Origin of the sequence: Bradyrhizobium sp. YCK136, assembly GCF_044570075.1 — a bacterium.
In the GTDB taxonomy this organism is placed as follows: domain Bacteria; phylum Pseudomonadota; class Alphaproteobacteria; order Rhizobiales; family Xanthobacteraceae; genus Bradyrhizobium; species Bradyrhizobium diazoefficiens.
The window spans coordinates 5,082,040-5,095,020 of sequence record NZ_CP172424.1 but is presented as its reverse complement, the minus strand read 5'-3'; the positions used below and the strand labels follow the sequence as shown (position 1 = coordinate 5,095,020).

Genomic DNA, 12,981 nt, shown 5'->3' with positions numbered 1-12,981 from the left:
GAACCTCTCGAGGAGAGCGATACGCCATGACCGAGACTACCAATGTTCTTGCTTTCCGTCAGCCGTCCGCGGTTGATGATCCACTGACCGATATCGTTCGAGCCGGCGCGCGGGACCTGCTTGCCAGGGCGATCGAGATCGAGGTTGGCGCGTTTCTGGCCAGCACGGCCAATCTGACGCTGCCCGACGGTCGAGCGCGCCTGGTCCGACATGGGCACGGTCCGGTGCGCGAGATTGCGACCGGCATCGGTCCGGTGGAGGTCGCTCGTCCCAAGGTCCGCGACCGCGGAGCGAGCGGGCCAGGCGACCGCCTCCGCTTCAGTTCGGCAATCCTGCCGCTATGGGCGCGGCGGACGAAGAGCCTGGATGCCTTGATCCCGGTCCTCTATTTGCGCGGCATCTCGACCGGCGACTTCCAGGAGGCGCTCTCGGCGCTGCTCGGCAAGGATGCGCCGAACCTGTCGCCTTCGGTGATCGCCGGCCTGAAGGCCGATTGGCAGGTCGAGTACGAACGCTGGCAGAGACGCGATCTGTCGGCGCGTCGCTATGTCTACATCTGGGCCGATGGCGTGTACCTGCAGGCCCGCATGGAAGATCACAGCGAATGCATGCTGGTGCTGATTGGCACCACGCCGGAAGGCAAGAAGGAGCTGATCGGCTTCCAGGTCGGCGTGCGCGAGAGCGCGCAGAGCTGGCGCGAACTCCTGATCGACCTGCGGCAACGCGGGTTACGGATTGCCCCGCAACTCGCCATCGGCGACGGCGCCCTCGGCTTCTGGAAGGCACTGGACGAGGCCTTTCCCGGCACGCGGCACCAACGATGCTGGTGCCATAAAGTGAGCAACGTACTCGACAAGGTCGCCAAATCCGTGCAGGGCCCCATGAAGAACGACCTGCGGAACATCTATCTGGCCCCACACCGGGCCGAAGCTGAAACCGCGATCGACGTCTTCGTCGAGAAATACCACGTCAAATACGGACGTGCGGTGGAGTGCCTGATCAAGGATCGCCATGCGCTGCTCGCCTTCTTCGACTTCCCTGCTGAGCACTGGATCCACCTACGCAGCTCGAACCCGATCGAGAGCGTCTTCGCCACGGTGCGCCACCGAACGGTGCGGACCAAGGGATCGCTGTCGCAACAAACTGCGAAGCTGATGGTGTTCAAGCTCATCGACGCCGCATCGAAGACCTGGCGGCGATTGAAGAGCACGAACCAGTTGCCGAAAGTCATCGCCGGTGTAAAGTTCATCGACGGAATCGAAGTCATTCCGAACACTGAAAGCCACGCCGCCTGATCAGGCCGCGTCACCCAAAATCAGCCATAGCTCGGTCCAAGGGCTGGATGGTTTATGATCGGCAACGTGCCTGTGACGCGGCGCACGTATCAGGGCGTTTGTTTGAATGCCTCGAAAGAAACCCGCGCCTGTGCCAAGGCTTTCGTCATGCGAGCGCGGTGCTCTTCGGTGAAATGAATATTTGGACGGACTTGGGTCGTCGTGAGAAATTCGAAGAAGTTTAGCGCAATCGGCATGATGTTCAGCATGTATTTGAGTTCAATCCCCCAACCAGTCGGATGGAAGTGGGCGAACTGACGTCGCAGGTTGTCGTTCAGTCGTTGAAGGTTCCGATAATCCTCCGCCGACAGCTCGGGCACGGGCCCTTCCATCAGTTCAGGTTTTCCGATCCGCTCAAGTAAAACATTGTAATCGGCCATTATCGTTCGTGGTCGATCCGAGGTAGGGTTGTCCAGCCACACCCGATTCTGTCGTCTAGATTTATCGGTGAGCGCGCCACAACCGTCTGTGCCGCTGAGTGCGATCACCATCGCACCCTGTACGGCGTTTTGCATGGCAGTGATAACCCACTTCCACTGCGACGGCCGTCTCTGAAGGTCGATAGATTGTGAGGCAACCAGCTCGATGGCGGCTACCGCATCTTCATACTCGTCGAAGTGGATGAACTCGTTTCCTTCTGACGCGTCATCCAGCAACCAATCGTCGCCGCCGCCGCAATCGCTTTCATCTTCACTCATCGGTCGTTCCCCATTCGCGCGTCGAAAAACATCGACCGGACATGGCACCGCAGAGCGAGAGCGACATCACAGTCAGGTTTCATAGATCGCTCGCCCTGTGTTCATGATGAGCGGGTCTTCCACGGCCTCGATTGCGCGACGCGCAATCGTGAAGATCGCGCCAACATCAGCTTCAGTGAACTGATCGGCGTGCAGTGTTGCATCCGTCAGCCAGTCGTCGCGATAAAGGCCAATCTGCTTGGCCTTGTCGAGGGCACCGACGTGAACATTAGACATGAACTGTCCTTCGCGGCTCAGCCTGAAGGCCTCAGCGACGCGATGGACAAGCTCTTCATTATCGACTTCGGCGCTAAACTCTCGGACCGCGACTGAAGCAAGCAGCAGTGAACTGACGGCAGCCTGCTTTCGGATGTGCGCGCTACGCCGAGCAACGGGCTTTGAGAGCGGCGCAGCGCTCCCCCAAATATCGAGGATCACCTTTCCGATTTCTTCGACGCCCAGCACGGCAAGCGCAAAGGCGCTGGCAAAGCGGGTGTGGTCGAACAACAGTTTTGAATCCTGCAAGAGCCGCGCAGCATTTGCGATGACCGCAGTGCGTTCATTTGGGTCCATGCTGCAATATCGCAGCACACCGGGCAGCCCCGCCACGCGAACCCAATCAGTCCGGGGTCTTTTCCACCGCCCGGTTTTCCACCGGGCTCCATCATGCTCCACAGAAATTCATGCGTAGCGCCTTTGCTGATAAGCCAGCCGGATCGCGACACAAATACGAAACACCATTCCCATCGCATTGATTTCTATACGGTTCTTGTCCGAACACACTCCCTGCGCAGGGAAAAGCGGCCCGCGGGAGCTGTGACCTGGCTCAGAATCGGTCGGCATATGCAATCAGGCGGCGAGCCGTGGCCCCTTCCTGCGCCAGGGCCTTAGCGACAGGCCCGGCGACGATCCGCCTCAGTTCGGCCGCGACGCCGTCCAGCACCGCGCGTTTCTCCTTCATCCGCTTGGAGTGGTTGTAGACCTTGCCGGTAACGGTCGGCACGATCTGTTCTGATTTTTTGCTGGCGACGTGGTCGAGGCACTTCGCGATCGAAGCATCGTCGAAGCCGAGGTCGCCGGCTAATGTCGCTGCCGTCCGGCGCAAGTCGTGCGGCGTGAATGGCTTGAGGCCCAATAGCTCGCAGAGCCCAGGCGTTTTGGTCTTGTCCTTGTTCTTCTCAAGCTTGGTGCCGCGCAGCGCGTCGGCCATCGCCTTGCGGTGAACCGGCTGGCCCTTGTACATGGGGCTCTCGAACACAAACTGCTGATCATCCGAGGCCAGCGCTTCCTTAATGATCTCGACTGCCAGATCGGACAACGGCTGCTGGATCACCCGCCGCTTCTTGACCCGCTTGAGGGGGACGTCGAAGCGCGGATGCTCGCCGTCGAGGTCAAACAGCTCATCCCGATGTGCACCGAGCAATTCACGTGAGCGCAGCATGGTGACCAATTCGAGCTTGAGCGCGAGCCGAGTTCGGCGGTCATAGGGAAGGTCGTTGCGGTCGAGGCCATGCCAGAAGATCCTGATCTCGTCCGCGGAGAGGACGCGGGTGCGGGGATGCTCCGGGTCGAGCTTCGGCAGGTTAACACAGGGGCTGGCGGTCACGTAGTCGCGCCCGGCTTCGGCCGCCCAGTTGAACAGGCCAGAGGCCGCCTTGCGCATGTGGCGCGCGTTGCTGACCGATGGCTTGCCGAACTTACCCGCGACGATATCGTTCGACAGCGTCGCGATGTCGTGCTTGGTGACCTCCATGGCCAGCTTCTTGCCGAGGCGGGGGCGGATGAGGCGGTTGAGGTGGCTTGCCGTGTTCTCCCAGCTCTCCAGCCGCGGGCGCATCTCGCCGTCCGGCTTTTTGACCGGCACCTTCATCCACTTGATGCGCTCGTCGATGATCTCGGTGACGGTCTTGCCGCGTTTCACGTTCATAGCCTTCTGGTCGCGGAAGGTCTCGGCCACGGCCTCGCCCCCCATGGCCTTGAGGCCATAGACCTTGCTGCGGGCGTCCTCGACCGTGAAGGTCTCAGGATTGTAGATGCCGAGCCATCCGGTGCGCTGCTTGCCGGTCTGCCGGTCGGTGAACTTGAAAGAAAAGGTCGCGACGCCCGCCGCGGTGATGCTGACGTAAAGGCCAGGGCACTTGCGGTCGTAGAACTTGGTCCTTTGGGCGACCCGCTTCTCGCACAGGCGATCGGTGAGGATCACGCTGCTATTACGGCCCCGCTTGCCGGCGGGGGAGGGGACAATGCTACTATTCATGTGGTTTCGGCTCCTAAGGCTTGAGACCAAAGGGCTCGGCTTCTTGGACTTTCAGTTTGTCGTGCGGACGCTGAAAGGCTTAGGGCCGGGCCCTTATTTTGGTGAAGCCCGTTGAAACAGCTTGCATCAGGCTATTCGAAAAGCGCTTCTTTTAAAGAGATTTCTTAGTTTCGGCGTGTTTCACCGAATGCCAAAATATAGACGTGTGGTCCTGGCCGTCGTTGCTACGGTCAAGCTCTTGCGGATGCGGCAGTCGCGTCAACCGGCGCGATGTCGGCGACTTTCGCGAGAGTGAGGGAGGCCAGAACGAACTCGGCTCCCGGGAGAGCACGGCATAAGCCGTCCAACCACTGCGCAGGGAAGGCCGAGTGATTGGCTACACCTGTATGCTGCTGTGCGGTTTCTCTGCGTGTGCTTTCGCGCAGCAGACCGCGGGTGCCGTCGGGCACCCGGCCTTCCCTGCGCCCTCTCGATTGAGAGGGTGGAGCGATCAAGCAAAGCTCGGGCGAAATCCGCCGCGAGGATGCGAAGGCGTGTCTGCGATTTACGATGCGAGTTGGAGGATGACGCCGATGCATCTCGCTCCGTCATTGCGAGCGCAGCGAGGCAATCCAGAATCCGTCAGCGGAAAGACTCTGGACTGCTTCGCTGCGCTCGCCACGACCATGTGGAGAGTGCGTGTCCACTGCCGGGGATGGCGGGGCTTGGTGATGTCGACAGCGACTCACTCCAAGGTGTGGTGCGTGATCGGGCGCGTCATACCCGCCTGGAAATCTCAGGTTGTGGATTGTCATCTTCGCGGGGGTATCCCAGTAGGCCGATCCGTGTCTTCCCGGTAACGAATGTGCCATCCACGCAACACTCCTTCCGGATTAAGCCCTCATCGTCAGCCGTTCGCATCACCGCCGCTTTTTAGCCACACCCGAACATGAATAAAATTGCTCGAATGTTTTAGGGGCAGCGGCGGTCCTCGAGGCGAACGGGAAATCCCAAGGTCGATTCAAATCTTGGGTCTGATTTTTCGGGTCTGAAAGGGTTGGCCGGGGAAACTGGTTTGCGATGAACGCAAAGACCAACATCAAGCAGAGGCTGCCGAGCCGTCACGTGACGGAAGGTCCTGCGCGCGCGCCCCATCGGTCCTACTTCTACGCCATGGGTCTGACGACGGAGCAGATCCACCAGCCCTTCGTCGGCGTCGCCTCCTGCTGGAACGAGGCCGCGCCCTGCAACATCGCTTTGATGCGCCAGGCGCAGGCGGTGAAGAAGGGCGTCGCGCATGCCGGCGGCACACCCCGCGAATTCTGCACCATCACCGTGACCGACGGCATCGCCATGGGCCATGACGGCATGCGCTCCTCGCTGCCGTCGCGCGAATGCATCGCCGATTCCGTCGAGCTAACCGTCCGCGGCCATGCCTATGACGCCCTCGTCGGCCTTGCCGGCTGCGACAAGTCGCTGCCGGGCATGATGATGGCGATGGTTCGCCTCAACGTGCCCTCGATCTTCATCTATGGCGGCTCGATCCTGCCCGGCAATTTCCGCGGCCAGCAGGTCACCGTGCAGGACATGTTCGAGGCCGTCGGCAAGCACTCGGTCGGCGCCATGTCGGACGAGGATCTCGACGAGATCGAGCGCGTGGCGTGCCCCTCGGCGGGTGCCTGCGGCGCGCAGTTCACGGCCAACACCATGGCGACCGTCTCGGAAGCCATCGGCCTTGCGCTGCCTTACTCGGCCGGTGCTCCGGCACCGTATGAAATCCGCGACGCCTTCTGCATGACCGCGGGCGAGAAGGTGATGGAGCTGATCGACCAGAACATCCGGCCGCGCGACATCGTCACCCGCAAGGCGCTGGAGAATGCGGCCGCCGTTGTCGCGGCCTCCGGCGGCTCGACCAATGCTGCGCTGCACCTGCCGGCGATCGCGCACGAGTGCGGCATCAAGTTTGACTTATTCGACGTCGCCGAAATCTTCAAAAAGACACCATATGTCGCGGATTTGAAGCCGGGCGGCCGTTATGTCGCCAAAGACATGTTTGAAGTAGGTGGCATCCCGCTTCTGATGAAGACGCTGCTCGACAACGGATTTCTCCACGGCGACTGCATTACGGTCACCGGTCGAACGATCGCCGAAAACCTCAAGAGCGTGAAGTGGAATCCGCACCAGGATGTGGTGCACCCGGCAGACAAGCCGATCACCGTCACCGGTGGTGTGGTGGGTCTGAAGGGCAATTTGGCGCCAGAAGGTGCGATCGTGAAAGTCGCGGGAATGTCCAACCTGAGGTTTACCGGTCCGGCACGCTGCTTCGACCGGGAAGAGGACGCCTTCGAGGCCGTCCAGAACCGCACATACCGCGAAGGCGAAGTCATCGTGATCCGCTACGAGGGCCCAAAGGGCGGCCCCGGTATGCGGGAAATGCTCCAGACCACCGCGGCGCTGACCGGGCAGGGCATGGGCGGCAAGATCGCGCTCATCACTGACGGCCGCTTCTCCGGCGCCACCCGCGGCTTCTGCATCGGCCATGTCGGGCCGGAAGCCGCCATCGGCGGCCCGATCGGGCTGCTCGAGGATGGCGACATCATCGAGATCGACGCGGTCGCCGGCACCCTTAACGTAAAATTGAGCGACCAGGAGCTTGCCCAGCGCAAGACCAAATGGAGCGCTCGCGCGACTAACCACACGACGGGCGCGCTCTGGAAATATGCTCAGCAGGTTGGACCAGCGGTCGGGGGGGCGGTCACCCATCCGGGCGGTGCGCACGAGAAACAGTGCTATGCGGACATCTAGGCGTGCCATTGTTGCGTTTGTGTTAGGGGCCAGTGCGCTGGCCGTGCCGGCGCTCGCCTTCGACGGCGCGCCGGTCAACCAGAAGGACGCGACCATCCCTGTCGTGACCACCTTGCCGGGGGCCGCGGGTGCGGTGCGCAGCAAGGTGCCGCCGGCGACCCAGGAAACCTCGCTCAGCGCCCTGCAATATGCCGCCGAGGGCGGCCATCCGATCGCGCAGTGGAAGCTCGGCCGCATGTACGCCAATGGCGACGGCGTGGCCCAGGACGACGTGCGCGCATTCGAATATTTCAGCCGGATCGCCAACGCGCATGCGGAGGACAGTCCCTCGGCGCCTCAGGCGCAGATCGTGGCCAATGCCTTCGTCGCGCTCGGCCGCTACTATCTCAGCGGCATCCCGAATTCGAAGATCAAGCCGGACCAGGACCGGGCGCGGGAGATGTTCTCCTATGCGGCCTCCTATTTCGGCAATGCGGACGCGCAGTACGATCTCGCCCGACTGTATCTGAAGACGCCGGACGCCTCGCGCGAGGATTTCCGCTATGGCGCGCGCTGGCTCGGGCTCGCCGCGCAGAAGGGCCAGCATGAGGCCCAGGCGCTGCTCGGCCAGATGCTGTTCAACGGCGATCGCCTGCCGCGGCAGGCCGCCCGCGGCCTGATGTGGCTGACGCTGGCGCGCGACAGCACCGGCAGCGAAGAGACCTGGATCAAGGAAAGCTACAATCGCGCCTTCGCGAAAGCCTCGGACGACGACCGCGCCATGTGCCTGCAAATGCTGGAACAGTGGGTGCAGGGCCGCCGGGAGTAATCACTGTACGCAGTCATTCCGGGGCGATGCGAGGCATCGAACCCGGAATCTCGAGATTCCCCGGTGCGCAATTGCGCACCTGAGGTTCGGCTCTTCGAGCCGCCCCGGAATGACGACGATGATGGCTTACGCCGCCTCGAGATCCAGATCCGCCCATACCGGCACGTGGTCCGACGGCTTCTCCCAAGCCCGCACATAGCTGTCGATGCCGACATTGGCGAGCCGGTCGCTGGCCTGCGGCGACAGCAGCAGGTGGTCGATGCGCAGGCCATGGTTCTTCTGCCAGGCGCCGGCCTGGTAGTCCCAGAAGGTGTAGAGGCCCGGCTCGTCGGTGACGGCCCGCAAGGCATCGGTCAGGCCGAGGCCGAGCAGGGACTGAAAGCTCTCCCGCGTCTCCGTCTTGAACAGGGCGTCCTCGGTCCATGCCGCCGGATTGTGGACGTCGCGGGCATGCGGGATGACGTTGAAGTCGCCTGCGAGGATGAGCGGCTCCTCGGTCTTGAGGCGCTCCTTCGAATATTCAAGAAGTCGCGACATCCATTTGAGCTTATAGGGATATTTCTCGGTCCCGACCGGGTTGCCGTTGGGCAGATAGAGGCAGGCGATCCGCAGCACCCCGTGCTTGAGCGTCACCACGCCCTCGAGGAAGCGGGCATGGCTGTCCTCGTCGTCGCCGGCCAGCCCCGACTTGGTCTCGTCGAACCGGAGCTTCGAGAGCAGGGCGACGCCGTTGAAGGTCTTCTGCCCATGCGTGACCACGTTGTAGCCGAGCGCCTCGATCTCCAGGCGCGGGAAGGCCTCATCGACGCATTTGATCTCCTGGAGGCAGACGATGTCCGGCTGGCACTCCTTCAGCCATGTCAGGAGCAGGTCGATCCGCTGCCGGACCGAGTTGACGTTCCAGGTGGCTACTCTGATGGGCATTTCGACGGCTCCGGGCAGGGGCAGCCGTTAGAACAAAATGCAAACGCCTCCGTCAAGGACGCCGCAAAATCTCCCACAAAATTAACCCGGCTTAAGCGGACCGCAGGCCATTGATACGGAAAAGGTTCCACGGATGGGATGGCGGGTCGAAACTTCACAACAGGCTGAGCCGCGCGACGGACTGGTCGGCGCGTTCCTGTATTGGCTGGGCGGCTTCGAGATCGAGGACGGCCTGACCGCCGATCTCAGCGAGGGCGAGCTGGGCCGGATCCGCGCCAAGCAGATCGACGCGGTGACGCGGCTGATCCCGGTGACGATGGCCGTCGCCATGCTCAACGTCGCCATTGTGCTGATCCTGTTCTGGGGCAGGGGCTGGAACGACTTCCTCGCGATCTGGGGCCTGACGCTCGCCGCCACCGCCTCGCTCGCGGTACGTTCGTGGCGGCGGTCGCATCGGAACCCGCCGCAGGAGGCTTCGCCCCGCGCCGCACGGCACATGCTGCGGCAGGCCTTCTTCCTCGCCGCGATCTGGGGCACGCTGCCACTCGCGGTGTTCAGCCACATCGAGCCGACCAGTCAGCTGATCCTGGCCTGCCTGATGGTCGGCGTGATGTCCGGCGGCGCCTTCACGCTCTCGACCTTCCCGCGCGCCGGCCTCGTCTATCTCGCCACCATGACGGTCGGCTGCGCCGGCGCGCTGCTTTTGTGCGGCGCCGGGCCGTATCTGGTGACCGCGGGGTTCCTGCTGCTGTTCGCGTTCTTCATGGCGCGCAACATCGTCTCGCAAGGCAACCTGTTCCTCGGCAATCTCAAGGCCCAGCTCGAGCTCGAGCGTCAGACCGAGATCATCTCGCTGCTGCTGAAGGATTTCCAGGAGAACGCCAGCGACTGGCTGTGGCAGACCGACGCCGAGGGACACCTGGTTGACGTGCCCGAGCGCTTCGCCGATGTGGCGCAGCTGCCGCTTCCGCTGCTGAAGGGCTCGCATTTCGCTGACGTGCTCGACATGCTTTGCCCCGAGGACAAGAGCGCGGCCTACAACATCGTCGGCCTGATGGAACATGCCGAGCCGCTGCACGAAATGAACCTCAAGGTCGTTGCCGGCGGCGAGGCGCGGCTGTGGTCGTTGACGGCGAAGCCGGCCTACGACCGCGACGGCCAGTTCCTCGGCTATCGCGGCTTCGGCCGCGACGTGACCGAGCGCTGGCGCGCGGAAAAGGCCGAGGCCGAGAGCCGCGCCAAGTCCGACTTCCTCGCCGTGATGAGCCATGAGATCCGTACGCCCATGAACGGCGTGCTCGGGCTCGCCAGCATGCTGCTCGAGACCAAGCTCGATCCGGAGCAGCGCGAGGCCGTCGCCACGATCCGCGAGTCCGGCGACAACCTGCAGCGCATCCTCAACGACATCCTCGATCTGTCCAAGCTCGAGGCCGGCCGCTTCGCATTCGAGGCGATCGACTTCGCACCGCAGGCGCTGGTCGAGACGGTCGCGACCGTCGTGCGCGCGAGCGCCAAGAGCAAGGGGCTCACGGTCAAGGTCGAGCTCGATCCGAACCTGCCGCCGACGCTGCGCGGCGACGTCGCGCGCATCCGCCAGGTGCTGCTCAACCTCGCGTCGAACGCGGTGAAGTTCACCGACGACGGCGAGGTGACGATCTCGGCCACCTGCCAGACGCGGCGGGACCTGCTGGCGACCGTCGAATGGACCGTCAAGGACAGCGGCATCGGCATCGCGCCCGAAAAACTCGGCCTGCTCTTCAGCGATTTCGCCCAGGCCGACGCCTCGATCAGCCGCCGCTTCGGCGGCACCGGGCTGGGGCTCGCGATCTCCCGGCGCATCATCGAGCAGATGGGCGGCACGATCGGCGTCACCTCGACGCCGGGCGAGGGCTCGACCTTCCGCTTCACGCTGGTGCTGCCCTGGAGCCAGGCGCCGGCATCCGACCAGGCGGCCGGCCGCGACGAGGCCGACGAGCTCAAGGCGCATATCGCCGAGCTCGACCGGCCACTGAAGGTGCTGGTCGCCGAGGACGATGCCGTCAACCGCCTGGTCGTGAGCAAGATGCTCGGTGCCTTCGATGTCGAGCTGCGCGTCGTCACCGACGGCGTCGAGGCCGTCGCGGCGGCCTCGGAGGGGGACTACGATGTCGTTCTGATGGACGTGCGCATGCCCGACATGGACGGCCTTGCCGCAACCCGGGCGATTCGCGCGCAAGGCGGCCGCTTCGAGGCCCTGCCGATCATCGCGCTCACCGCCAACGCCTTCCCCGAAGACGTCAAGATCTGCCACGAGGCGGGCATGTCGGACTTTTTGGCAAAGCCGCTGCGCAAGCCCGCGCTGGTCGCGGCGTTGCTGCGGGCGCTGAACCACGTGGCATCGGACGACGCGCCGCTTCAGCCGGAGCTGATGCCGGTCGAGGTCGAGTGGACAGAGGAAGAAAGGCAGATCACCGGCGCGTAAGCGCTCAGATCGAGAAGCTGGTCCCGCAGCCGCAGGACGCCGTCGCGTTGGGATTGTTGACGCGGAACGAGGCGCCGATCAGGTCGTCCACGAAATCGACCTGCGATCCCGCCAGGAAAGGCTGGGAGGCGGAATCGACCAGCACCACCGCATTGTCCTGCTCGATCACGAGATCGTCGTCGGTGCGGTCGCGGTCGATGTCGAACTTGTACTGAAAGCCGGAACAGCCGCCGCCCTCGACCGAGATGCGCAGCATCGCGCCTGACCCTTCACCCTTGAGGATCTCCCCAATCCGGCGTGCGGCCCGGTCACTGATGGTCACGGCAGTCGTCATTTCAGGTCTCCGATCGTCGGCGGCGTCATACCAAGGTTACTTGCCCAATTCATTTGGTATCCCGCGTCCGGCATAGTTAAGTGCCACCATACGCAGAATCAAATGGATAGGGACTAAATTCGCCGTGTCCGTCGGAATGGCAGCCTCCCACGCGCCCTATGCCTGCGACCCCGATCGCAGCCGCGGCCGGCTGGTCGCCGAGCCGCCGAGCCGGACCCGCAGCCCGTTCCGCCGGGATTGCGACCGGGTGATCCACTCAACCGCGTTCCGCCGCCTGAAGTACAAGACCCAGGTGTTCGTGTTCCACGAGGGCGACCACTACCGCACCCGGCTGACCCATTCGCTGGAGGTGGCGCAGATCGCTCGCGCGCTGGCCCGGCAGCTCGGGCTCGACGAGGACCTCACGGAAACCCTGGCGCTCGCACACGATCTCGGCCATCCGCCGTTCGGGCACGCCGGCGAGCGGGCGCTGGATGCCTGCCTGAAGGAATTCGGCGGCTTCGACCACAATGCCCAGGCCTTGCGCGTCGTCGCGGCGCTGGAGCACCGCTATCCCGAATTCGACGGGCTCAACCTGACCTGGGAATCGCTGGAGGGCATCGTCAAGCACAACGGCCCTCTGACCGATCGCAGCGGTGCGCCGGTCGGACACTATCGCGAGCATGGCATTCCCGTCGGCATCGCCGACTACATCAAGGTCTACGATCTCGAATTGTGGAGCTTCGCCTCGCTGGAGGCGCAGGTCGCCGCGATCGCCGACGACATCGCCTATGACGCCCACGACATCGACGACGGCCTGCGTGCCGGCCTGTTCGACCTCGACGATCTCAAGGCGATGCCGCTCACAGCTGCGATCATCGCCGAAACCTCAGCGCATTATCCCGATCTCGAAGATGTCAGGCGCGGCGCCGAACTGGTGCGCGAGCTGATCTCGCATCTGATCGGTGCGGTGTTTGCGGAGGCGCAGAAGAACCTTGCCGCCACCAAGCCGCAATCGGCCCAGGACGTGCGCCAGCAGAGCCGGGCGCTGATCGCGTTTCCCGCTGACGTCGCTGAGGAGGAGGCCGCCATCAAGCGCTTCCTCTACCAGCACATGTACCGTCACAAGCGGGTGATGCGGGTGATGGGGGAGGCCGAACAGATCCTGTTCGACCTGTTCGCGAAATACCTGAAATCGCCGGCCGAGCTGCCGCCGGAATGGCTCACGGGGGCGGAGGCGGACAATGAGGGCGACCGGGCCCGGCGGATCGGCAATTTCATTGCCGGAATGACCGACCGTTTCGCCCTGACCGAGCACCAGCGGCTCTTTGACTCGACCCCGGATTTGCGTTAGGCGGCGGCC

At 63.4% G+C, this 12,981-nt stretch carries 10 protein-coding genes; 5 read left to right on the top strand and 5 right to left on the bottom strand.

The genetic code is table 11. From position 1 onward, the window contains the following. Positions 1-26 precede the first annotated feature (26 nt). Positions 27-1,295 (top strand): IS256 family transposase, encoded by a 1,269-nt coding sequence (locus ACFLEY_RS24900; RefSeq protein ID WP_038952271.1) that lies wholly within the window; start codon positions 27-29, stop codon positions 1,293-1,295. 89 nt (positions 1,296-1,384) lie between these two features. Here ACFLEY_RS24900 and ACFLEY_RS24895 read toward each other — a convergent pair whose 3' ends face one another. The 3 genes from ACFLEY_RS24895 to ACFLEY_RS24885 all read right to left on the bottom strand — a co-directional run bounded on the left by ACFLEY_RS24895 (position 1,385) and on the right by ACFLEY_RS24885 (position 4,274). Further along, a complete protein-coding gene (locus tag ACFLEY_RS24895; RefSeq protein WP_028171528.1) occupies positions 1,385-2,032 on the bottom strand; it encodes a hypothetical protein in 648 nt (215 codons plus the stop codon). Between the two features lie 72 nt (positions 2,033-2,104). Continuing rightward, complete coding sequence (locus ACFLEY_RS24890) at positions 2,105-2,644, bottom strand: AbiV family abortive infection protein (protein ID WP_060912326.1); 540 nt, start codon at positions 2,642-2,644, stop codon at positions 2,105-2,107. Positions 2,645-2,897: 253 nt separating this feature from the next. Then, positions 2,898-4,274 carry a tyrosine-type recombinase/integrase gene (locus ACFLEY_RS24885; protein WP_396604235.1) on the bottom strand — a complete coding sequence of 459 codons (1,377 nt, stop codon included), beginning with the start codon at positions 4,272-4,274 and terminating at the stop codon, positions 2,898-2,900. Between the two features lie 1,113 nt (positions 4,275-5,387). Between ACFLEY_RS24885 and ilvD the strand changes: the two genes are divergently transcribed. Both ilvD and ACFLEY_RS24875 read left to right on the top strand, forming a co-directional pair. Then, on the top strand, positions 5,388-7,112 hold the full coding sequence (gene ilvD / locus ACFLEY_RS24880; RefSeq protein ID WP_011087531.1) for a dihydroxy-acid dehydratase: 1,725 nt from the start codon (positions 5,388-5,390) through the stop codon (positions 7,110-7,112). Next, entirely contained in the window at positions 7,099-7,920 is an 822-nt protein-coding gene (locus tag ACFLEY_RS24875) for a tetratricopeptide repeat protein (protein WP_082757007.1), read from the top strand. The genes ilvD and ACFLEY_RS24875 overlap by 14 nt, the downstream gene beginning before the upstream one ends. Positions 7,921-8,046: 126 nt before the next feature. On the opposite strand, the gene xth is transcribed toward ACFLEY_RS24875, so the two are convergent. Further along, a complete protein-coding gene (gene xth / locus ACFLEY_RS24870; RefSeq protein WP_039185184.1) occupies positions 8,047-8,844 on the bottom strand; it encodes an exodeoxyribonuclease III in 798 nt (265 codons plus the stop codon). Positions 8,845-8,977: 133 nt separating this feature from the next. Here xth and ACFLEY_RS24865 point away from each other — a divergent pair, with 133 nt between their 5' ends. Further along, positions 8,978-11,305, top strand: a complete 2,328-nt coding sequence (locus ACFLEY_RS24865) for an ATP-binding protein (protein WP_396604234.1) — start codon at positions 8,978-8,980, stop codon at positions 11,303-11,305. Between the two features lie 4 nt (positions 11,306-11,309). Here ACFLEY_RS24865 and erpA read toward each other — a convergent pair whose 3' ends face one another. Continuing rightward, positions 11,310-11,639, bottom strand: a complete 330-nt coding sequence (gene erpA / locus ACFLEY_RS24860; RefSeq protein ID WP_011087527.1) for an iron-sulfur cluster insertion protein ErpA — start codon at positions 11,637-11,639, stop codon at positions 11,310-11,312. 124 nt (positions 11,640-11,763) lie between these two features. On the opposite strand from erpA, the gene ACFLEY_RS24855 reads away from it, so the two are divergent. Continuing rightward, positions 11,764-12,972, top strand: coding sequence for a deoxyguanosinetriphosphate triphosphohydrolase (locus ACFLEY_RS24855; RefSeq protein ID WP_082757006.1), 1,209 nt, complete (start codon positions 11,764-11,766; stop codon positions 12,970-12,972). Positions 12,973-12,981: the final 9 nt, after the last annotated feature.

Excerpts from the sequence above, each read along its gene's own strand:
- ACFLEY_RS24900 (WP_038952271.1), top strand. The coding sequence starts at position 27 with ATGACCGAGACTACCAATGTTCTTGCTTTCCGTCAGCCGTCCGCGGTT.
- ACFLEY_RS24895 (WP_028171528.1), bottom strand. The coding sequence starts at position 2,032 with ATGAGTGAAGATGAAAGCGATTGCGGCGGCGGCGACGATTGGTTGCTG.
- ACFLEY_RS24890 (WP_060912326.1), bottom strand. The coding sequence starts at position 2,644 with ATGGACCCAAATGAACGCACTGCGGTCATCGCAAATGCTGCGCGGCTC.
- ilvD (WP_011087531.1), top strand. The coding sequence starts at position 5,388 with ATGAACGCAAAGACCAACATCAAGCAGAGGCTGCCGAGCCGTCACGTG.
- ACFLEY_RS24875 (WP_082757007.1), top strand. The coding sequence starts at position 7,099 with ATGCGGACATCTAGGCGTGCCATTGTTGCGTTTGTGTTAGGGGCCAGT.
- xth (WP_039185184.1), bottom strand. The coding sequence starts at position 8,844 with ATGCCCATCAGAGTAGCCACCTGGAACGTCAACTCGGTCCGGCAGCGG.
- ACFLEY_RS24865 (WP_396604234.1), top strand. The coding sequence starts at position 8,978 with ATGGGATGGCGGGTCGAAACTTCACAACAGGCTGAGCCGCGCGACGGA.
- erpA (WP_011087527.1), bottom strand. The coding sequence starts at position 11,639 with ATGACGACTGCCGTGACCATCAGTGACCGGGCCGCACGCCGGATTGGG.